The sequence below is a fragment of the Clostridium luticellarii genome, from assembly GCF_002995845.1.
GTDB classification, from domain to species: domain Bacteria; phylum Bacillota; class Clostridia; order Clostridiales; family Clostridiaceae; genus Clostridium_B; species Clostridium_B luticellarii.
Genome location: NZ_PVXP01000051.1, coordinates 1 through 23,126, shown reverse-complemented (window position 1 = coordinate 23,126; position 23,126 = coordinate 1). Strand labels below are relative to the sequence as shown.

Here is a 23,126-nt window from a genome sequence, read left to right as displayed (position 1 = left end):
TATTATATTGTACATACTTTTTTAAAAGCAAAAAAACAGTCCTTCTGCCTGGGGCGAGAAGTCTGTTTCGCGGTACCACCCAAATTTGTACTCAATTAGATAACGGCTTGCACCGGCACAGCCTACTACTATTTCAGCCTGCAGCTCCGGGATGATTTTCAATATGAAACAATTATGAGCTTTCACCATTTGCCCACTCTCTCTAAAATAGCTCCATATTTACATGTTCCCATCTCTGCTTTTACACTTACTATTATATTGTACATACTTTTTTAAAAGTAAAAAAACAGTCCTTCTGCCCGGGGCGAGAAGTCTGTTTCGCGGTACCACCCAAATTTGTACTCAATTAGATAACGGCTTGCACCGGCACAGCCTACTGTCATTTCAGCCTACAACTCCAGGGTGATTTTCAACATGAGATATCTGTGGACTTCCACCTTCATCCACTCTCTGTAAAATACCATTCACATTTACTATCCCTATCAAAGTTTTTATATTTTTTATAATCTTACTACATGTAAATCTGTATGTCAATACTTTTTTCATAAAATTTAAAAAATTCTATTTGTTGTGCTTTAATATTATCAACATTTATGTGCTCTTCCAAAAAGGAAAAAATCTCAGCTGTATGTTCTAAATCTCTTTACCATTCTTCATCATATAACAGCTGAGATATATAGGAAGCAAGCTCAACATAAATATCCTTTTTATTAATATACTTCAAATGCTTTTTTCTGTTTTTCCAATTTCCTTATAACATCAAACTACATTACAGCCTTTTCTTTTACGTCTATACGCTCAACTTTTCCAAGTAAGAATGCATAATTAAGTATTGCAAGTATTATTAAAAATGCAGAGAACAACAATGCTGGTACAAATGAACCTGTTGTTCCAACTATAAACCCAGTAATTATGGGACCTACGACACCACCCATATTTGAAACTGTATTCTGCATTCCCGCTACAACGGATGTCATATTTTTAGGTGCAACATCACCCGGTAAGCTCCATACCTGTGAAGCAGCAATCGTATTCCCTGATTTTGCTATACACAGTAATACAATTGCGAGAGTAACAGATTTTGCGAAGGCAGCTATTCCTATAAAAGACGCCATAACAAGTCCAATAATTAGAAATAATTTTCTAGTTGCAGTCAAAGATAATATCTTTTTAGCATATACCCTATCTGATAACCACCCTGCTATAATTTCTGCAATCATTGCACATAAAAGTGGAAGTGATGCTGCAAATCCCATTTTAAGCAGACCCATTCCTCTTTCTTTAACCAAATAAGTAGGAAGCCAGGTTATAAAGAAATATGAATTGTAGTTTATCATAAAAAATCCTATACACATTGCCCAAATATTCTTATATTTCAACAATTGATACCATTTCATGGGCTGGGTTGTATCACAATCTTCTTTTTTTTCAGACTTATCTTGATATATATATTCTAATTCTGCTTTATTCACTCCCTTATGCTGCTCTGGAGTTTCCCTGTAATAAATCAACCATATAATAGTCCATATAAGACCAAGTACACCTATTATGGTAAAAGTCCATTTCCAATCTACAACTACAATAAGCCAAGCTATTAACGGCATTGCAATTGCTCCTCCAAATTTTGATCCGCTATCAAAAAGTCCGGATACTGTAGCACGTTCTTTTTTAGGAAACCATTTCGAAGTTATCCCTGCATTACTTGGGTACGCCCCAGCTTCACCTAATCCCAATGCCACACGAAATCCCAGCAATGATTTAAATCCTGTAGCCAGACCTGTTATTGTAGTAATAGCTGACCACCATCCAACTGCAAAACCAAGTGTTTTCTTTTGCCCAATTCTGTCTGCAACCCATCCTGCCGGAATCTGAAGTAATGCATAAGACCAGAAGAATGCTGACATAAGAATACCCATCTGTCCAGATGTCAACTTAAATTCGCTTGAAATATGAGGTGCCGCAGTCGAAAGTACAGTACGATCAATATAATTAATTGCAATTGCAGCCCACATCATGGCTGCAATAATCCAACGGACTTGCGTTTTCCTATTATCAATATTATTATTTTTCAAAATTATTCCCCCTCAACCAATACCTAATATATTCCACTTTAATATTAGTTACTTTTTAATTCATTTACGACAAATTGCGGCGTAGTTCCATTTAATAATACGTTTACAATATTTCTCGCACAGGTCATTCCCAATATATCAGTGGCACCAGCTGTATACCCTGCAATATGCGGCGTTGCTATGAAATTAGGCAGTTCAAACAATAAATGGGATTTTAAAGGTTCTTCTTCAAATACATCTAAGGCCGCACCCGAAATCAAATTTTCTTTAAGTGCTCTGTAAAGATCGTCTTCCACCACAATGCCGCCTCTGGAAGCATTAACCAGACATGAACTTTTTTTCATCATTTTTAGTTTGTCGTAGTCGATTAAATTTCTTGTGCCATCCAAAAGCGGAATATGTATTGAGACAAAATCACTTTTCTTCAATAATCCCTCTATTGTTGCAAATTTGACTCCATTTTCAACTGCAAACTTTTTATCCGGATAAGGATCATATGCCAGTATATCCATACCAAAACCCTTTGCCCTAAAAGCAACCTCTTTCCCAATGTTTCCAAGTCCTATGATTCCTAAAGTTTTTCCATGAACATCGGATCCAAAAATCCTCGGCCATTGGCCTTTCTTGGTCAAATCGTTAGCCTGTGGAATTTGTCTTGCCAGAGCAAGTATGAGTCCGAATGCAAAATCTGCAACTGCATGTTTATTAGCATTAGGAACATTCGTTACATATACATTCCTTTTTTTAGCTGCCTTCAGATCAATATTATCAACGCCTACACCGTGCTTACACACAATTTTTAAATTTGGTGCATTCCTCAGTACATTTTCATTGATCTGAGTGAATGCAACTATCAATGCATCAACATCATGTATTTTTTTTATGAATTCATCTTCCGAAATATCCGCTGGCAGATAATTTACCTCTATTCCATTTTTGTTGAGATAATCAATGGGTGCCCTTGAATATTTTGCAAACGAAGGTGATGTAGATATAACTTTCATCTTTACACGTCCTCTCCTATTTTTATCAAATCAGTATACAAATCTGTATACTGATTTGATAATTTACTTTTTAATATCTAATTTTCAGGTACTAATTCAACTGCAGATCTGATTGCGGCCAGCATACTTTTTTCACTTGCTATATTCTTCCCTGCTATATCAAAGGCAGTTCCATGGTCAACGGATGTGCGTATCACCCCTCCATTCAGGCCAACTGTTACATTTATTCCATCTTCCATTCCAAGAACTTTTATGGGAATATGGCCCTGATCATGGTAGCATGCAACTACAATATCAAAATCACCGTTTACAGCACGAAAAAATACTGTATCAGGAGGATAGGGTCCACTTACTTCTATACCCTCCTGCTGCGCTTTTACTATTCCCGGTATCAATTTTTTCTCTTCCTCGCCATTACCGAAGAGTCCATTTTCACCGGCATGTGGATTTATACCGGAAACTGCAATTTTAGGTCTTTTATACCCTGCCCTGGTCAGTACCTCATCGGCTAATTTAATAACCTTGTAAGTCCTTTCTGGATTTATCATTTCAATGGCCTTCACAAGTCCAACATGTGTGGTAAGATGAATTACCTTAAGCTTTGGTGAAGACAGCATCATTGAATAATCCTCCGTATTAGTCAGTCTGGCAAGAATTTCCGTATGACCCGCAAATTTATGTCCGCCTTTTTGCATAGCCTCCTTATTTAAAGGTGCAGTACAAATAGCCTGTATCTTTTTTTGCTGTGCAAGTTCAACTGCTTTTTTTACAAATTGAAATGCTGCATTTCCAGCTGTCGGCGATACTTCACCAATAGGCAGAGCTTCTGGAATAATATCAATGTTAAAACAGTCAATTTGACCATATGAAAATCTTGCATCTTTTATATCTTCTATTAGATTTAAACTAACATCCGACTTGGTAACTTCTATTGCCTTTTTTAAAAACTTCCAGTCCCCTATTACCACAGGTGCACAAATGTCATATATATCACTGTGTTTCAATGCCTTGACAATAATTTCGGGACCAACTCCTGCAGCATCTCCCATTGTAATGCCAATCACAGGTCGTTTAAGCATTTGCTTTCCTCCTTCACTTTCAAGCGACAAATTATTTAACTCATTCCTTTATCTGCATTTTCTTTCAGCACCTTCTTCAAAACCTTGATTCCCTCTTCAGGCAGTTGATTAAACGGTGCACGGCACCTGCCCACATTGTAACCTAATAATGCCACTGCAGTTTTTACAACTGTATTTGGATTCCCATATTTAAAGCAGGCTCGAAAGCTGGCTATGCTGTCCTGGTATTTTTTGGCCTGTTCCCAATTACCTTCCATATAGCAATTGTAAATTGATGCCATAGTATGGGGATAAACATTGGCACAACCTGCAATGCCGCCAGTACCTCCGGCCTTCAATGTCCATAAAATCAGCTGGTCATTGCCGGATAACACATTGAAATTATTTTCTTTCTCCGCAGCTGAAATATACCCGAGTATATTTGCAAAATTTCCAGAAGAATCCTTTACACCTACAATATTGGCAATTTTACTCAATCTCCCCACTGTTTCCGGTGTCAATGCATTACCAGTGCGGGCAGGAATATTGTACAAAACAATAGGCATATCCACCGCTTTTGCAACAGCATAATAATGTTCATACAATTCGTCTTGACTTGCCACAGCAAAACTAGGTGTAATAATGCTTAATACATCAGCACCTGCATCCATAGCCATTTTTGACTGTTCAATTGTTTCTTTGGTGGAAATACAGCCAGTTCCTGCATAAACAGGCACACGGCCGTTGGTTTCCTCTAATACCGTTTCAAGAACTACCTGCTTCTCTTTTTTATTCAGAATATATCCTTCACCATTGGTGCCAAAACAAAATAATGCATGTACACCATTTTCAATTTGACGGTTTACCTGCTCCCGAAGTACGGTAACATTTATAGACTCATCATCATTCATAGGAGTGAGTATAGGTGGGATAATTCCCTTGACTTCAACTTGTTTCATTCTAAAACTCTCCTTCTCTAAAATTTTAACTATAAAATCTGCTTATACAATTTACGTGCATCCTCTGAAGTAACTTTACGCATATTATTGTCCAGCAAACGTGTAACCTGCATCCCTGAATCAACCAGTATATCAAGATCAGATTCAGGTACGCCAAAGACAGAAAGTGATGTGGGAATATCAAGATGTTTCACAATCTTCTCAAACTGGTCAATCATAAATTTGCTTTTTTCCTCAACAGTGGTGCAGTTTTTTTCTATATGAACACACCTGTCATATGCTTCAGCAAGTTTCCCGACACATACCTGCTCGTTAAATTTCATAACAGGTACTAAAAGAATTGCATTGGAAACCCCATGTGCAATATGATATTTGCCACCAAGCGGATAACTCAACGCATGTACTGCCGTTGTTCCAGATGCAGTGATGGCAATTCCTGCATAAAAGCTGGCAATCTGCATTTTATTCTTGGCATCCATTGCTTCAGGATTATCGCAGGCCTGAACAATATTATTGAGTATCATGTCCAAAGCTTCCAAAGCAAATATGTCACTAAAAGGATTTGCCTTGTTGCTGGTAAAACACTCGATGGCATGGGCAAGTGCATCTATTCCCGTAGAAGCCGCAATTTTCCTGGATAATTTTTTAATCATAATTGCATCCAGAATGACATAATCCGAAATCATATCATCGTTTACAATACCTATTTTCAATTCTTTCTCCGGTACTGCTACAATAGCATTAGGAGTGGCCTCGGATCCAGTTCCTGCTGTTGTAGGTATCATCAAAGTCTTCATACATTTTTTAGCCAATTGGGGTCTACTCAATAATTCATAGACTCCATACCGATCTGTCAGCAGTATGCTGGCAAGTTTTGCAGTATCCATGACACTGCCGCCGCCTACAGCCATAATAAAATCGGCCTTACTTTCCTTAAATCGATCTACAAGTTTTTGTACCTGCTTGTATGTAGGTTCCGCTGGCAGATCATCCAGCACAACTACATCAACACCGGTTTGTTTCACAAATTCCATAGGATAGTTTAAAAGCCCTGCTCTCTCTATTCCTTTATCAGTAAAAATGGCTAGCTTGTCAACTTTATTTTCCAAAAGTATGGATTTTATATTTTCCAATGAATTCTTGCCGCTGTACACACTATGCGGTAATTTGAGATTGTATTGACTACGCATTTCATGCATCCTTCCCTTCATTTAATCTTAATACTGTATCATACAAATCACTAAACAAAGTACTTTGTCCAAATCCACCAGATTTTGAAATAACATTTAAAATTCTATGGTGATACTTGAACTGTGATAATACAACACCGCACTCTATCTCACAAACAGGAGATATTGCTTTAATTCCAGCCTGACGTACGAATTCAACAAGTGAATCACCTCCCATAATGAAAATCGTACTATCAAATCCCCTGTCAATTAACCTCTTCAAAACACATGCCATAGTAGATACAATATCCACGCGCATCTTTACCGGCGAAATTCCCTTTTTCCGTGCATATGCCACAGCAGATTCACCATTTTCACTGTCATTGGTATCCAGAATAACTATATGATTTTTTTTGCAGGCATCATATAGTTGCCGAATAAATGCATCTGCAGCATAACTTTTAATCCAATCAGGATTCAGTTTCTGCCCGGCTGTAAGTTTAAAACGCGGAGCTCCTTTATTTTCGGCATCATTACACTGTGCAACAGAAATGGGATTGACACTACCACAAGCTACAAGTATTCTATCTTTTATCTCAAATATCTGACGTTGTTTACCTTTCCATTTAAACTTATGGGATAGAACACAAGCGAGTCCTGCACAGCCAGCCATCAAATGTATTTCATCTTTTTTTATTAATTCAGCGACAATATTCTCAATATCTTGGTTGCAGCTGGAATCGTATAATAGAATTCCCTTCATTGATACACAGGATTCCAGAACTTTATTTTTCAAAATATTGACTTGAATATCAGATTGGGAGGCAATAATTTCCCTAATATCTGAATGGCGGACCGGCTCAAATGGATCTTGGCCGAAAACGCTTTTGGAAATAGGAATCCCATTTACATAATGCACTCCGTTTACAGTGGTACGACCCATTTGTGGAAAGGCAGGGACAAAATGAATATGTTTTTCTCCACTGGCTTGTATCGCCGCAGTAAGTTCTGAGCCAATGTTTCCACGTAAGGCAGAATCAGTTTTTTTGTATATATAAGGAATTTCCATTTTACTTGCCTGCTTCACAATTGAAAACACTTTCTGGTAAGCTGCTGTCTTATTAAGGTGGCGCGTTTCTGTATCAATTACCAACACTTCTATATTAGAAGCTATCTTTGTATAATCAATTTCGGCATCAACTACAACATAGGTCTGAGCACCGCAGGTTGCAAATTGCACGCCTGTATCCAATGCTCCTGTAAAATCATCTGCTATTATCAACAATTTAATCATGTAGTGTCTCCTCAAATCATTATGCTAGTTTAATTTCAAAAATTATATATTTCTTATGTTTACGGGATCATTATACTAGAAACCTATACTGGCGTTAAACAAAAACATCCATATTTTTTGTTCATTTTAGAAACATATATTAAAAAATATTGCAATTATATTATTATATATTATAATAATAATATAACTGTTTCAAATTTAAACATATTGGATGGGAGAGATATAAAATGTCCTCTAAAATAAGAATTTTAGCCATCGCACCTTATGCCAGCATGAAATCTCTGCTTACAAAACTTGCAAAACAATATCCTGATATAGATCTTACAATTACAGTAGGTGATTTAAAGAAGGGCGTAGAAATCGCACAAAATAACTTTCATGAAAACTATGATGTTATAATATCCCGAGGCGGCACCGCCAAATTAATACAACAGTCAGTTTCAATACCTGTAATTGAGATTAAAACATCTGCTTATGATATTTTACGTACTCTAAAATTATCAGATGCTGACACTAAAAAAGTTGCGGTAATCGGTTTTTCAAATATCACAGAAAATCTTTTATCTCTAAAGGAGCTGCTGCCCTATAAAATTGATGTGTTTGCAATAGACCGTACAGATGAAATCATATCCGTTTTGCAAAATTTAAAGTCCTCCAGCTATTATGCCATTCTCTGTGATATGATTACCTATACAACTGCCAGAAAACTTGATATGAATGCATTCCTGATTACTTCAGGTATAGAAAGTATTCGCACTGCATTTGACACTTCTATCTTATACTGCAGCAATTATGACCACATGATATCCGAGAATCATTTCCTGAGACAGCTTCTCCAGGGAAAAGACACTCAGACAATAGTTTTTACCCGGGACGGAAAATTATTTTATTCTACTCTTTTAAATGATGAGCCTTACATTAATGATGAGCCTTACATTTTGGATATGCTCCGTAAAAAAATAGATGAAGTGCCAAAATGCGGCAAAAGACGTTTTATACACCGTCAAAACAATCTGCTTTATTCCATTCAGGCACAGCGAATTATTTCAGATAAAATAGAATATACGGCATTTTATTTTAATGTCAGTAAGCCCCCTCTCTCAGGCAACAAATGCGGTATCAATTATAGCAACATGGAAGAAGTGGAAAAAGATTATCTCAACAGCACCTACAGTATAGCCAGTCCCATTGTACAACTTAACAATACTATCACTCAGATAAATCAGAATTTATATCCAGTAGTTATTTCCGGTGAAGAAGGGGTAGGTAAAAAGCAAGTTGCAAAAGCCATATATTTACAAAGTCCTATAAAAAAGCAACCATTTATTGAAATCAACTGCCCCCTATTAAGTGATAAGATATGGGATTATCTCTTAAATCACCACAATTCTCCTCTATGTGATGCCGGTAATACCATCTTTATCAAAAATGTAAATGCCTTATGCAGATATCAGCAGAAACAACTTTTAATTGCTATGACGGATATGGAAATTTGGAAAAGAAACAGAGTTATACTTTCTTATACAAGTTCTAGTAAAGGAACTCTGAATTCAGATATGATGAAATTTATAAATCAACTACATTGCTTTATTATAACTTTGCCAACATTAAGGGATAACTTATCACACATGGATTCAATAATGAAATTATACCTCAACAAGTTAAACATGAATATGGAAAAACAAATTTTAGGAATTAGCCCGGATGCCCTGCAGATGCTCTGTAAATTTTCATGGCCATACAACTACATACAATTTAACCGGGTCATGCAAAACCTCGCTGTAATAAGCAAAGGACCCTATATATCTTCTGATGAGGTACAGGAAGTTTTAAATAAAGAAAAAGCTATTTCTCCCACTTCATTCTACTCAAGGTATTCAACAAAGCCACTTGACCTGTCACGTTCTCTTAGTGAAATCAATAAAAGCATAGTGCGTGAAGTACTTGAAGTATACGGCGGTAATCAGACCAAAGCTGCTGAAAGCCTTGATATCAGCCGAACTACATTGTGGCGTTTGATTAAGTCCAACAAATCCAATGCTACCCCATAAGTTTTAAATCATATAGCATAAACCCGCTTAACAAAGTACCTGTTAAGCGGGTTATATTTAAGCGGTTGGACTACATGACATCATTATTGATATAAAATACCGGCCGGTCCTCACGGACATGTCCGTTTCTATCAAGTTCTTCTAATGATTTTCAAATGCACCTGCTACCTTTTCCAAATAATTTGTAATTTTAATATGCTGGGGACAGATTTTCTCGCATTTTTTACACTTAATGCAATCAGATGCTTTACCATATGTTTTAATATAATTATTATAATATATATTCCGCACTGAAAAATCCTTATTCAATGCCTGTTCCTCTGCATTATACAGTGCAAAGTATTTTGGTATTGCAATATTCTGGGGACATCCATCCACACAGTATTGGCATGCTGTACAGGGTACTGCAATAGTTTCATTAATAACTTTGACTGCACTGTTTACAATCTCATATTCTTCCGGAACAAAAGATTTAAATTCCTGCATATATCCTGTATTATCAAGTAACTGCTTCATAGAGGACATTCCGCTTAATACCATCATCACATTCTCACGGCTTGCTGCAAATCGTATGGCCCAGGATGGTATAGACATATCCGGATGATATTCTTTAAATAACTTTTCTACTTTCTCAGGCACTTTTGCCAATGTACCGCCTTTAACCGGCTCCATAACAATAACGGGCTTGTTATGTTTCTTCGCCACTTCATAACATTTTTCAGACTGAATGCTTTCACTTTTCCAATCCAGGTAGTTTATCTGCAGCTGGACAAAATCCATCTCCGGATGTGCTGTTAGTATTTCATCCAATAAATCAGCTGTATCATGAAAAGAAAAACCTATATTCCTGACTTTTCCTTCTTCCTTCTTTTTCCGAACAAAAGAAAACGCATTTAATTTCCTGGCAATTTTATAATTATTTACGCCAAGACTGTGAAGCAAGTAATAATCAAAATAATCCACGCCGACTTTTTCCAGCTGCTCATTGAAAATTTTCTTCAAGTCCTCTGTCCTTTTTAAAAACATAGTTGGCATTTTTGTAGCCACTGTAAAAGAATTTCTTGGATGACGTTTTACTAATGCCTCTCTCAAAGCAATTTCACTTTTAAAATTATGATACATATAAGCCGTATCAAAATAAGTAAAACCTCTTTTCAAGAAAATATCCACCATTTTATTCAATTGCTCAAAATCAATACTTGTCTGATCTTCTTTATCTATAACTGGTAACCGCATAAATCCAAATCCTAGTTTTTTAGCCATAATAACACCTCTTCATATTATATTCTTTCCCATTTTATACGCTTGATTTGGATAATCTGTTCCTTCAATATCTCCTCTTGTACCGCAGCCCGTTGCCAGGAGCACCCCTGCATTTTCCCATTTCAGATAATGAACAATTCTCTTATAATGTTCCTCAAGTGACTGCATTGTTCCTGTATTTGAATCATAGGCGGTTGCCATAAGAATTGCTTTTTTATTACTTTCCATCAATTTACAATTATTGGCATAGAAACGATCTATTACTGCTTTTATCTGTGCTGACATTCCGAAATAGTAAAGCGGTGTAACAAATACCACCATATCCGCCGGTATCAGCTTTTCATTCAACTTATTCATAGAATCATTGTAAACGCACGCTGAACTGTTCACCCTACAATGGCCGCAGCCAAGACAGGGCTTTATATCTTCAAAAGCTGCATCAAAACGAAACACATCATTTCCGGCCTCTTTTGCTCCTTTTATAAATTTTTCAGTCAAAAGTGCCGAAGTCCCATCTTTATGGGGACTCCCTGTAATCACCGTTATTTTCATATTTATTTTCCCCCTTTGGATCTAGTTTAATACTTAGAGTTAACTCCAAGTCAAGTGTTTTTTACTTTACATCCCTAAAATGAAAAGATAAATTCATAATTGTAAGGGTAAATTCATGTTCAGAATATCGTAGCAACATCTAATAAATATATATATAATAATTGTGTATACAATATTATTTGGAGGATTTAAAAATGAATGTAAATTACAGAGGACGTCGCTATAATAACCCCATAAATTATCCTAGGGAGATGTATAATAGATATTGTCCATATAGATATTTTTCAAAAAATAATTATCATATTATACCACAATCTGATAATTATGGTAATTCAAATATGACGTTAAGTGCACTTAATCAGTTCCCTGGAGTAGTTATATCCGTGGAAGTAACTGGAGTTGTCGGAGAGGTGCAGATTGACTTGGGTTGTAAACATTTGGCTTCTGCTATAATTACAGCTGCTTCAATAAAAAACCTTAACCTTAGACAAGGTTCAAAAGTTAATGTTGTTTTTACAGCAACTTCTGTAATGATAAGAAAACAAAATGGTGATACCGAATTTAGTGCTAGGAATCATTTTCCCGGGGTAATTACTAAAATAACTAAAGGCGATGTAGTTGGAAAAGTAGTTGTAGATATTGGCTGCGGACATATTGTTTCAGCAATAATTCCAACTCAATCCATAAATGCTCTTTGTATAGGTGTTGGCTCAAATGTCAGTGCAGATATAAAGGCAACAGAAGTAATGATAATGAGTCAAAGTTGATATTTACAATATTTTCATTGATGTTAATTAATTGAAGCTTAAAATATCGAACAATTTATATAAAATATTAAAAATAAATGTACCAGATACATCCAAAATATAATCACTGACTTTAATAACTAGTGAAAAATCAAAATATCTGATACAATTGTTGTGTAGAAGAATTATTAGTTTAAGCCTTCATCTGAACCCAAGAATTACTTGATCAAATTATTTTTGAGGAATGGACATGGGACTCTTTGTTTTCCCATGTGTTTTCCAGTTTACAGCATATTGCTCCAGTATGCCGCGAATAACCTGACCTATTTTCGAATAGGCTTCGTCCTCCAAATTTGCCAGAGATATTCTTATAGACCAGCTGGAGCCATGAAAACCACCGCCTCCTAAAAGTACAATAGAAGATTCCTGTGCAAGCTTCAAAAGAATATCTACAGTTCTGTAGTTGCACTTCAAATATCGGGCAAATTCTTCACCGTAATTGTCACTGGCCCATTCCAACAGGTTAAATTGAGCATAGTAGGATGCACTGAAAGGATCTTCACTTGTTTTAATCCCCAATCCTTCAAACAAAAGTTTTTTTCGCCGACGGCAAATGTCTTTAGCCATTTTTTTATACTCACTCTCTCTGTCAACTAAAGAAAATAGTGAAAAAAATGCCATTTGTACCTGCTGAGGTGTAGATAATCCCGCGGTATGATCCAGAGCTACCTGTCTGCTGTCTGCTACAATCCTGTCTATAAATGGAATTCGTTCAGGATTGGTGGAAAGTGCCGCATACCGCCTTTTAGCTTTTTCTTTTTTATCTGAATCCAATTCACCAAGTAATTTGTCAAATACATTATCCTGGTACAGTGCAATAGTTCCAAGTCTCCAGCCCGTTACTCCAAAATATTTTGAAAATGAATACACGCCAATTGTATTATAAGGCAAATCCGCCATTAACGAATGAAAGTTATCTATAAAGTTTCCATATACATCATCCGAGATTATCATCAAATCAGGATTATTTTTTTCAACAATTTGTTTCAGCTTCTCCACTGCCCCGGGTTCCATTGCCACAGAAGGCGGGTTGCTGGGATTGACCACAAATAATGCTTTTATATCCGGATCACAAAGTTTTTTTAATTCCGAAAGCGGATATTGTCCCCTGTGGATTCCATTTTCATCAGTATCCTGTGCCAAAAGTTCAATTACTTCAAAATCATATCTGGGTAGATGTGGAATTTCCAGATAAGGTGTAAAAATAGGTACCATAATTGCTATTTTATCTCCCCTGGATAATATATTGTTTGCAATCAAACTGTCAAATATATAGCACATCCCCGCAGTGGCCCCTTCTACTGCAAACAAATCGAATTTTCTCTCCAGGGGCTCATTATAGCACAGCTCCTGAATAAGATAATCATGAACCACACTTTCTACCTGTTTGAGCATCCTGTCAGGCTGAGGATAAGTATCCCCTATAATTCCATTTGCCAGTTCGTATATCCACTCATCTGCATCAAAATTTTTTATTGTAATGCCATAATTGATCATCTTCTTCAGAAGCTTGATTCCAGGAGCTTTTCCATTTATCTTTAAAAAATTCACAAAACGCCCGCTGATTCCCGATTTTTGGGGCATACCTGCCAGTGCACTGTCATTCCACACCCTGCGGCTTTCTTCCAGTGCAAACTGACCAAAGGTAAAAAAGGCTTCCCTTGGAGCGGCTGCAATCCAATTAGGATTTCCTCTGCCTGCATCCAGGAGGGATCTCACTCCGCTTTTCTCAGATTCTTCAGCTAGATCTATAAGTCTGTCTTTGAATTCAAAAGGGCTGACCTTTCCATATACTCTCTCTATTTCTTCCCTTTGAAGATTATAATCACCCATAATTTTTTCTCCCTTAAATAGTTGTGTTATTATAAATTTACTTATTTATATTATGTGATTTAAATATTTTCTATATTCATTCATATTTTTAAACTCTAGCTATTTGGGCGTTTTCCAGTGCACTGTAATGGGTGTATCCGCTTATGTGAAGAGGTGTATCTCCCAGTTCCTTATCTATGTGCATGTCCCCAAGGCAGGGATAGCTGTGCCAATATTTTGCCAGGGCTTTTCTGGCATCTTCCCCCAGCGTTCTGCCTACAAGATGTTTTGCTATATTATACCCGTTTCCACAGGGTGCCGATATAATCACTTCCGCCTTAACTATTACATCTTTCTCATCTACTGTTAATTTGAATCTGGGCCTCCCCATTTTGAAAAAGTCTATGAATTCATTTATTATGGGAAATTTTCCATATTTCAAAGTACAAAAAGGTTTTGGAAAGGCATACTGAAGATTGTATTTTTCACATTCCTCCACCATCTTTTCCCTGGTCCACTTTGATGCCCATTCTCCACTTTCGCAGGGCACTATCACAGCTTTCCCACCGCTTTCATATATCAATTTTGGAAGTTCCACCAGTATATCTTCATGTATTCCTATGATAACAGCTACATCATGCTTTTTAAATTTATCCGGAAGATATTCAAGTGGATTGTCCTCAAATTTTCTGTATAGATCCGGAAGTTTTACTATTTCACTTATATTATCCCCAAAATTCAATTTATATTTTCCACGACACCAGATACATTTTTTCCCGCATACTGTGCATACCTCTTTGGCATCCAGCATATTAGGTATAAATTTTGAATTTGCAAACCGGCTGTCCGTTTTTATATAGAATTCGTTTTCAGGTAATTTTCCACTCTTTTCAGAACATATTATAAGTACTCTCATGATTTTTTCCCTCCTACAATATATTATTTTCTACATAATATATTAAATTGCGTAAATTATCAGTATCATTTGTTACCAGCTGGAGTTAAAAAATGCACGGCCGGCAGATCAGACAGTGCATTTTAATAAAGTCAATATTTAATTATATAATTCCAGCATCCCGTTTACTGAACACTTTCAATGACTCCGCCTCCAACAAGGAGATCTCCCTTATAAAATACTACTGACTGCCCTTTAGTAATGGCCCTTTGTCTTTCATTAAATTCCACCTTCACTCTTTTCTCATCCAGCATACTTATTGTCGCTTGTGCAGGTAAGGCAGAATACCTTATTTTAGCCTGAACCTGCATAGGAGCCGTCAATTTTTCAAATGGAATGAAATTCAAGTTCCCTGCAACCAAACTTTTCTTGAAGATGTCTTCCTGTTTTCCCAGCACCACTTCATTGGTAACCGGATTTATGTCCGTAACGTACATGGGCGTGCCGAAGGCTATTCCAAGACCCTTCCTCTGACCTATGGTATAGAAGACTATGCCCTTGTGTTTTCCCAATACATTGCCTTCATCATCCACAAAATTACCTTCCTTTACCCCAACTGGCACAACTCTTTTTATATAGGAACCATGATCATTGTCGGGAATAAAACATATTTCCTCACTATCTCTTTTATCGTGTACCGCAAGGCCTATTTTTCTGGCTATTTCCCTAACTTCTACTTTATTATATATACCGCAGGGCATTAAGGTGTGAGCCAGCTGAAATTGAGTCAAATTGTAAAGGGCGTAGGTCTGATCTTTTCTAACATCTTTAGATTTCACCAGTACATATCTGTCATTTCTTTTTTCCACTGTAGCATAATGACCTGTGGCCACATAATCTGCCCCCAGCTCCATGGCTCTTTTCAGCAGCTCTTCAAATTTGATGTATTTATTACATGCCACACAAGGATTGGGAGTTCTGCCCTTCATATATTCATTTATAAAATAATCTATTACATTCTGTCTGAATACATCCTTGAAATTCATAACATAATAGGGGATATTCAAATGGTATGCTACAGCCCTGGCATCCTCTACTGCACTCAGGGAACAGCATCCTCCCTCCATTCCCTGATAGTAATCATCATCCTGCCATACCTGCATGGTCACTCCTATTACCTCATATCCCTGCTTTTTTAAAAGATATGCTGCAACAGAACTATCCACACCGCCGCTCATACCTACTACCACTTTTTTTCCCATTTTATCACCTGTTCCAATTAAAATGTAAATTCTTAATCTATTCTTTCACTCCATTTTTTATTATTTTCCCTTAATTTGGAGATTATTTCATTCAGTGAAGACACCGCATAATCCACATCCTCTTCAGTAGTTTTTGCTCCCAGAGTAAGCCTCAAGGAACTTTTGGCATTTTTATCGGAAAGCCCTATGGCAGTGAGTACATGGGAAGGTTCTATTGAACCTGCGGAACATGCACTTCCTGTGGAAGCATATATTCCAATATCATCCAGAGCCATGACCAGAACCTCTCCATCTACAGAATCAAAGGTCACATTCACATTACCTGGAAGCCTGTTTGTTCTATATCCATTTAGTCTGGTACCAGGTATTTTTAAAAGTCCATCTATTAACCTGTCACGTAAATATGTCAGTCTTTTACTTTCTTCATTCATATTTTCCGATGCAAGGGACAATGCTTTTCCCATACCCACTATTCCAGGAATATTTTCTGTACCAGCTCTTCTTCCTCTTTCCTGAGAGCCTCCCTGTATCAAGCCGTCTATTTTAATTCCCTTTTTAATGTAAAGAGCTCCCATTCCTTTGGGGCCATAAAACTTATGTGCTGCCATGGAAAGTAAATCTATATTCATTTTTTGTACGTCAATGGGTACATTACCAACTGCCTGAACTGCATCTGTATGAAATAAAATTCCCTTTTCTCTGCATAATTTACCTATTTCCTCTATAGGCTCCAATGTCCCTATTTCATTATTTGCAAACATTACAGATACAAGTATGGTATCTTCTCTAATAGCTTTCCTTAAACTATCCAGATCCACTCTTCCAGATTTGTCTACTGGAAGATAGCTTATTTCAAATCCATGCTTCTCCAAATATCCACAGGTGTTCAAAACCGCATGATGTTCTATTTTTGTAGTTATTATATGCCTGCCCTTGTTCCCATTGGCCAGGGCAATTCCCTTTATGGCCCAGTTGTCTGCCTCCGATCCTCCGCTTGTAAAAAATATTTCGTCTTTATTTGCATTTATGGTTTTCGATACACTTTCCCTGGCTTTAACTATTGCCATCTTGGTTTTTCTTGATATATAATAAACAGAAGAAGGATTGCCAAAATACTCAGTAAAATATGGATTCATCTCTTTTAAAACCTCTGGCTTTACAAAGGTTGTAGCTGCATAATCCATATATATTTCTCTCTTCATAATTATTCCCCCTATAAAATAGAAAATTCTATACATTCTATATATAAATCACAGCAATTTACTATAATATAATAATTCTATTTTTAAATGATCATTTTGTCAACAGGAGGGTATTTTAAATTACTGTGGATGTAAAAATCAAAATATGAAAGGATTGTACTGTATGAAAATAAAAATAAACATATACGGAAATAAAAATGCCATTTTATCTGGAATAGACTACTGTGCAAGCAGAAATGACCTCTCATGTCCCGGTCATAATCCAGGATGTTTAAATTGTCCAAAATGCAAAAGCAGCAGTAATACTTCCAGTACTTCAGATAAACTTACATTTATGAAAACTAAAGATCTGTACTGCAATTTGAAAAACTTTCTAGAGATAAGCGATGTATCTGAGGATATAGATATAAGCTTTGTGGAGTTGGATAAAGCAAAATTTTCAGATGGAGAAGAAATCAGGGTTAAACACATCATAGAAAAAGGATTTGAGCCACCCATAACCGTAATAGACGGAATAATACGCTACTGCGGAGGCATATCAAATATACTTGTATACAAAGACGTAAAAGATCTGCTCAGTTGAACAGATCTTCTTAACTAAAAACCATTACAAAAATATATGGACAACGCCACCGCTATTTTATATAATTAAATAAGGTAGCAGAGTAAATATTATGCATTAAGTGTTAGAGAATGGGAGGTTGTCTCTAGACGAAAAGCTTAAATATTTTGCATTATAAATTTAAAGCTTATGATATAATATTGCTTCCGCTGTTACATTAAAGAGATTTTGTATCTACCTCTTTTCTCTTTAGTGTGACTACATTAAAGAGAAAAGAGGTGTTTCTATTGAAAGTCAATTAACTCCTTGAAAATCAAATAAAATAAACACTGGGGGTAAAAAAATGAAAAATAGAATGAATACAAAATTTCTGGTCACTACTGCCGTATTTATTGCTATTGCACTGATTTTAAGATCTTTTTCCATATTGATAGCTGCTGCTGGTATACTTACAATGAGAATAAGCTTCAGCGCCATATTTTATATAATCCCAGGTCTTCTATTTGGTCCGCTCTACGGTGGAATTGCCGGCGGCCTTGTGGATGTACTTGGATATGTAATAAATCCCATGGGAGCATATATTCCACTGCTCACTATAACCAATATAATTGCCGGAATTTTACCTGCTGTCATATGGAAACGTATTAAAAACACTGAAGAACATAAAGTTGTAAATTGCTATAACATTTTTTTCATACTATTATTTTTAGTAGGTTTATTTAATTTCACAATGGCAAAATTCCTGCCTCAGTCTTCTCCGGGCAAATTACTTGCATCTTTAGGCACAAAATCTCAATATCTCGGAACTGGTCTCATGCTTATAAGCGCTATAGGAATTATGCTGTTCATTCTAAACGTATTCATTAAAAAAGGAAGTGGAAAAGCCCATGATTTCATAAACAGCAGTTATTTTAAGCTGGTTATATCCCTGGGAATTTCCGGTATTCTCGTATCCACTGTCAACACATATATTCTGTTGATATTCACTCCAGCTCTTATGACAAAAGGATTTATGCTTTTATGGATACCAAGGATGGTGCAGACTCTACTTTTAACTTTAATTGATTCCTATATCATATGTATACTTTTATACTCTTATGAATCCTTCACGGGAAAAATAGTAAAAAAGGCATAGATATAAGGAGAGATTACCATCAGAGTAATCTCTCCATCTTACTTACTGTATAATATCCGTTATGGCCGCACCTGGCGGAACAATAGGATGAACTCTTTCCTGCCTTTTTACATTACATTCTACTATAACAGGCTTGTTCAAATTTAAAGCCTTTCCTAAAACTTCCTCAACTTCATCATTGCTTTCTATTTTAAAGCCCTCTATATCATAAGCTTCTGCCAATTTGATGAAATTTACATCCTCTCCAAGTTCCGTATTGGAAAATCTCTTATTGTAGAACATGTCCTGCCACTGATATACCATCCCTAAAGCATGATTATTCAAAAGCAGCTGTACAATAGGTAATTTATATTTTGAAATAGTGGCAAGCTCCACGGAATTCATTTTGAAGCTTCCATCACCCGCCACATTTATTACCTTTTTCCCAGGGTTTCCTATGGAAGCACCTATGGAGGCACCTAATCCATATCCCATAGTTCCAAGTCCTCCAGAAGATATAAACGTACGCGGCTTTAAAAATTTAAAATACTGGGCAGTCCAGATCTGATTCTGTCCCACCTCTGTGGTTATTATACAGTCTCCTTTAGTAATTTTATAAAGAGAATTCATTATAAATTTGGGACTCAGCCTGCAATTTTCTTTAAAAGGATCTTGTTCTTCCATTTTCCATTCCTTTATTCTCTGCATCCATCTTTCATGGCTGACGTTTTTTATTCTGAAATTTATTTTCTTCAGAACCTCCCTCACATCTCCCTTTATAGAAACATCCTCATTTATATTTTTGCCAAATTCCCTTTCATCTATGTCTATATGAATTATCTTTGCTCCAGGTGCAAAAGCATCCACTTTACTTATGACTCTGTCACTGAATCGGGCACCTATGGCTATAAGCAAATCACAATTGCTCACAGCATAGTTCGAACAGGGACTGCCGTGCATACCCACCATTCCCATATAATTTTTATGATTTCCCGGGAAAGCTCCCATTCCCATAAGAGAGCAGGTAACAGGCGAATCCATTTTTTCCGCCAATTCCACAAGTTCCTTTTGAGCACCGGATATGACAGATCCTCCGCCGGAATAAATAACCGGCCTTTCACTATTACCTATCATATCAACTGCTTTATCCAGATTACTGTCATACTCCTCCTTGGCAGAACTTATTTCATCAGAAAAATTCAAAGTATTAATACCAGATTCATACTCAACTTCTGCCTCCTGTATATTCTTTGGAATGTCAACCAATACAGGTCCCGGCCTTCCGGAAGCCGCTATTTTAAAAGCTTCCCTCACTATACCCGCCAAATCCTTCACATTTTTTACTATATAATTTTTCTTGGTTATAGATGCTGTAATATCTTTTATATCCACTTCTTGAAAAGAATCTTTTCCCAGAAGATTCAAGGATACCTGTCCGGTAAATACCACCATTGGAACAGAATCCCTGTAAGCTGTGGCAATTCCAGTTACTGTATTGGTCGCCCCTGGACCTGAAGTTGCAATCACCACTCCAACTTTACCTGTAGATCTGGCATATCCGTCTGCAGCATGAGCCGCCCCTTGCTCATGAGCAGTCATTATATGAGTTATCTTCGAGCTGTATAAAGCATCATATATAGGCAGAACCGCCCCTCCTGGATAACCAAAAACAATATCAACTCCCTGTTCTGACATACACTTTAACAGTACCTCTGCACCTTTCATTTTCATATATAAAGCCCCCTGATTGTTATTTTTTTAACATACTATATTTTACTTTTTTGTATTTATTTTCTGAAAAAGGTTAAAAATAACTATGGTCTTCTTAATTTTTTAACCTCATACAGCAATCTTTTAAAAATTTGCATATAAAAAAACCAAACTACCTCACCTGGGGCGAGAAGTTTGGTCCGCGGTACCACCCAATTTTTTACTTGATTTCATTAACGGCTTTGCCGGCATAGCTTACTATTATTTCAGCTTACAACTCCAGGGTGATTTTCAACAGTATCTAATTCGTGAGCTTTCACCTATCCTCACTCTCTTTAAAATCTTTTACCATTTACTCTTCCCTGTCACAGTTTTTATATTTATAAATTACAGTCATAATTGATTTTCAAATTTATTATATGTGATGATAATAATACCTTATGAACTAAATGTCAATAGTTTTTCTGCAATTTTTCTATTTTTTATATTATTTAAATAGAAAGATGAAGTGCTGTAAAACTATTTTGAGAAGTAATTTTACAGCACCACCCTTTTAACTCTCACAATAACTTTTTATTTATATAACTTTTTCTCCATGATTATCGTCAGTAACAGTACTGTGATTATATCCATACAGGAAATAAATTGCCAGTCCAACAGCAAGCCATATTACAAATCTCCACAAGGTCACTGCCTGAAGATGTGCTACCAGGAATCCGCATGCTGCTATTGAAAGAATTGGAACTACAGGTGAAAATGGAACCCTGAATCCTCTCGGCCTATCCGGTTCTCTTTTTCTCAAAACTATAACCGAAGCAGATACTATCATAAATGCTGTCAATGTACCTATGTTTGTAAGCTCTGAAACAATTGCAATGGGCGTAAAACCAGCTACAACCATGGTTACAATGCCAACAAGTATTGTACTCTTTACCGGAGTATGATATTTCAAATTTACGTGACCAAATACCTTGGGCAAAAGTCCGTCTCTGGACATTGCAAACAGTACACGGGTCTGACCGAACATCATAACGATAAGCACCGAAGTCAAGCCGCAAATTGCACCCACTGAAACCAATGCGGAACCCCAGTTTATCCCTATCTGCTGAAGTGCAAATGCCACAGGAGCTGAAGTCTCTTTAAATTTGTAATATGGAACAACACCTGTCAGTATTGCCGATACTACAATATACAATACAGTACAAATAATCAAGGAACTTATGATACCCTTGGGTAAATCCTTCTGAGGATTTTTAACCTCTTCTGCTGCAGTGGAAACGGCATCAAATCCTATATATGCAAAGAATATTACCGACGCACCGGAAAAAACTCCATTCCATCCATAAGGCATAAATGGATGCCAGTTAGCCGGCTTAACATGTCCTACTGCCAAAATTATAAACAAAAAAACCACTGCTAATTTTATCCAGACGATTACATTGTTTGTATTGGTACTTCCTTTAACACCTTTTATGAGTATATAAGTTATAAGTACGAGTATTCCCACCGCAGGTAAATTAATAAGTCCGCCTTCAAACGGTGCCTTTGTAATAGCCGTCGGAAGTGTAATCCCGAGGCTTTCCAATATGCTGGTAAAATATCCGCTCCATCCAATTGCAACTGTACCAATTGCAAAAGCATACTCAAGAATCAAATCCCAGCCGATAATCCAGGCCCAAAATTCTCCCAGTGCTGCATATCCATAGGTATATGCGCTTCCTGCTACAGGAACCATAGTCGTTATCTCCGAATAACAAAGTGCTGCAAAACCACAGGCAATACCTGCTAAAATAAATGAAATTACAAGTGCTGGTCCGGAATAATTTGCTGCTGCTATTCCAGTCAATACAAATATACCTGTACCTATGATTGCTCCTATGCCCAACATGGTAAGATCATAGGCACCCAATACTTTTTGTAAGGATTCCTTCCCTTTCGTTTCAGCAATAAGCATATCAATAGGTTTTCTTCTGAAAATATCTTTCATGAATCATTGCCCCCTCATATATTTTTGTTACAATTATTAAGTTAAATAAATATCTCTGTATTATTTCATGATTAACATAATACTAATTATTAAAAATTCAAACAATGCATTGTCCTACGCTGTAATTGTAAATTCATTTTTTAAAATATTTAAATGCATGTACAACTACAAACCGACACTATTTTGTGATAAATGAATGTCTTAATTATAATACCACCATTTAATGGACAGATCAATATCATTTTATGAATTTTTATATTATTTTTTTACTTTTTTACTATTTTATCTCTTATATATTTTCAATTATTAAATTATATAAATTTTAAATGCAGCAATCATGGCAGATATTGCAAT

General features: G+C 36.4%; 18 protein-coding genes, 1 riboswitch and 3 other annotated features. Of the genes, 4 read left to right on the top strand and 14 right to left on the bottom strand.

Annotated features, from left to right (window positions below):
* Nucleotides 1-46 precede the first annotated feature (46 nt).
* Nucleotides 47-245: a binding site (T-box leader), on the bottom strand.
* A gap of 52 nt (nt 246-297) precedes the next feature.
* Nucleotides 298-495 (bottom strand) — a binding site (T-box leader).
* Nucleotides 496-764: 269 nt separating this feature from the next.
* The 6 genes from CLLU_RS13820 to CLLU_RS13795 form a co-directional block, all read right to left on the bottom strand.
* Nucleotides 765-2,072, bottom strand: a complete 1,308-nt coding sequence (locus tag CLLU_RS13820; RefSeq protein ID WP_106010376.1) for an MFS transporter — start codon at nt 2,070-2,072, stop codon at nt 765-767.
* Nucleotides 2,073-2,116: 44 nt separating this feature from the next.
* Complete coding sequence (locus CLLU_RS13815; protein WP_106010375.1) at nt 2,117-3,076, bottom strand: phosphoglycerate dehydrogenase; 960 nt, start codon at nt 3,074-3,076, stop codon at nt 2,117-2,119.
* 77 nt (nt 3,077-3,153) lie between these two features.
* Entirely contained in the window at nt 3,154-4,155 is a 1,002-nt protein-coding gene (pdxA, locus tag CLLU_RS13810; protein WP_106010374.1) for a 4-hydroxythreonine-4-phosphate dehydrogenase PdxA, read from the bottom strand.
* 35 nt (nt 4,156-4,190) lie between these two features.
* Complete coding sequence (gene dapA, locus CLLU_RS13805; RefSeq protein WP_106010373.1) at nt 4,191-5,093, bottom strand: 4-hydroxy-tetrahydrodipicolinate synthase; 903 nt, start codon at nt 5,091-5,093, stop codon at nt 4,191-4,193.
* A 29-nt stretch (nt 5,094-5,122) separates the two neighbouring features.
* Nucleotides 5,123-6,283 carry an iron-containing alcohol dehydrogenase gene (locus CLLU_RS13800; protein ID WP_106010372.1) on the bottom strand — a complete coding sequence of 387 codons (1,161 nt, stop codon included), beginning with the start codon at nt 6,281-6,283 and terminating at the stop codon, nt 5,123-5,125.
* Between the two features lies 1 nt (nt 6,284).
* The gene (locus CLLU_RS13795; protein WP_106010371.1) at nt 6,285-7,556 is read right to left on the bottom strand and encodes a four-carbon acid sugar kinase family protein; all 1,272 of its coding nucleotides are present in this window, start codon (nt 7,554-7,556) and stop codon (nt 6,285-6,287) included.
* A 227-nt stretch (nt 7,557-7,783) separates the two neighbouring features.
* On the opposite strand from CLLU_RS13795, the gene CLLU_RS13790 reads away from it, so the two are divergent.
* Nucleotides 7,784-9,607: a sigma-54-dependent transcriptional regulator gene (locus tag CLLU_RS13790; RefSeq protein WP_106010370.1), complete on the top strand. Its 1,824-nt coding sequence runs from the start codon at nt 7,784-7,786 to the stop codon at nt 9,605-9,607.
* A gap of 141 nt (nt 9,608-9,748) precedes the next feature.
* Here the strand turns inward: CLLU_RS13790 and CLLU_RS13785 are convergent, their stop codons facing one another.
* Together CLLU_RS13785 and CLLU_RS13780 are read right to left on the bottom strand one after the other, a co-directional pair.
* Complete coding sequence (locus CLLU_RS13785; protein ID WP_106010369.1) at nt 9,749-10,873, bottom strand: aldo/keto reductase; 1,125 nt, start codon at nt 10,871-10,873, stop codon at nt 9,749-9,751.
* A gap of 9 nt (nt 10,874-10,882) precedes the next feature.
* The gene (locus tag CLLU_RS13780; RefSeq protein WP_106010368.1) at nt 10,883-11,422 is read right to left on the bottom strand and encodes a flavodoxin family protein; all 540 of its coding nucleotides are present in this window, start codon (nt 11,420-11,422) and stop codon (nt 10,883-10,885) included.
* A gap of 194 nt (nt 11,423-11,616) precedes the next feature.
* On the opposite strand from CLLU_RS13780, the gene CLLU_RS13775 reads away from it, so the two are divergent.
* Nucleotides 11,617-12,189, top strand: coding sequence for a TOBE domain-containing protein (locus tag CLLU_RS13775; protein ID WP_106010367.1), 573 nt, complete (start codon nt 11,617-11,619; stop codon nt 12,187-12,189).
* Between the two features lie 210 nt (nt 12,190-12,399).
* Here CLLU_RS13775 and aspD read toward each other — a convergent pair whose 3' ends face one another.
* The 4 genes from aspD to nifS form a co-directional block, all read right to left on the bottom strand.
* A complete protein-coding gene (gene aspD / locus CLLU_RS13770) occupies nt 12,400-14,061 on the bottom strand; it encodes an aspartate 4-decarboxylase (RefSeq protein WP_106010366.1) in 1,662 nt (553 codons plus the stop codon).
* Nucleotides 14,062-14,149: 88 nt separating this feature from the next.
* The gene (locus CLLU_RS13765; protein WP_106010365.1) at nt 14,150-14,956 is read right to left on the bottom strand and encodes a DUF166 domain-containing protein; all 807 of its coding nucleotides are present in this window, start codon (nt 14,954-14,956) and stop codon (nt 14,150-14,152) included.
* Between the two features lie 164 nt (nt 14,957-15,120).
* Complete coding sequence (gene mnmA / locus CLLU_RS13760; protein WP_106010364.1) at nt 15,121-16,197, bottom strand: tRNA 2-thiouridine(34) synthase MnmA; 1,077 nt, start codon at nt 16,195-16,197, stop codon at nt 15,121-15,123.
* A gap of 32 nt (nt 16,198-16,229) precedes the next feature.
* Complete coding sequence (nifS, locus tag CLLU_RS13755) at nt 16,230-17,399, bottom strand: cysteine desulfurase NifS (RefSeq protein WP_106010363.1); 1,170 nt, start codon at nt 17,397-17,399, stop codon at nt 16,230-16,232.
* A 163-nt stretch (nt 17,400-17,562) separates the two neighbouring features.
* Here nifS and CLLU_RS13750 point away from each other — a divergent pair, with 163 nt between their 5' ends.
* Together CLLU_RS13750 and CLLU_RS13745 are read left to right on the top strand one after the other, a co-directional pair.
* Nucleotides 17,563-17,982 (top strand): hypothetical protein, encoded by a 420-nt coding sequence (locus tag CLLU_RS13750; RefSeq protein ID WP_106010377.1) that lies wholly within the window; start codon nt 17,563-17,565, stop codon nt 17,980-17,982.
* Between the two features lie 76 nt (nt 17,983-18,058).
* Nucleotides 18,059-18,175: riboswitch (THF riboswitch) on the top strand.
* Nucleotides 18,176-18,304: 129 nt separating this feature from the next.
* Entirely contained in the window at nt 18,305-19,096 is a 792-nt protein-coding gene (locus tag CLLU_RS13745; protein ID WP_106010362.1) for a folate family ECF transporter S component, read from the top strand.
* Between the two features lie 42 nt (nt 19,097-19,138).
* Here the strand turns inward: CLLU_RS13745 and ilvB are convergent, their stop codons facing one another.
* On the bottom strand, nt 19,139-20,806 hold the full coding sequence (ilvB, locus tag CLLU_RS13740; RefSeq protein ID WP_106010361.1) for a biosynthetic-type acetolactate synthase large subunit: 1,668 nt from the start codon (nt 20,804-20,806) through the stop codon (nt 19,139-19,141).
* Between the two features lie 158 nt (nt 20,807-20,964).
* Nucleotides 20,965-21,163, bottom strand: a binding site (T-box leader).
* A 199-nt stretch (nt 21,164-21,362) separates the two neighbouring features.
* Nucleotides 21,363-22,772, bottom strand: a complete 1,410-nt coding sequence (locus CLLU_RS13735) for a branched-chain amino acid transporter BcaP (RefSeq protein ID WP_106010360.1) — start codon at nt 22,770-22,772, stop codon at nt 21,363-21,365.
* Nucleotides 22,773-23,126 lie beyond the last annotated feature (354 nt).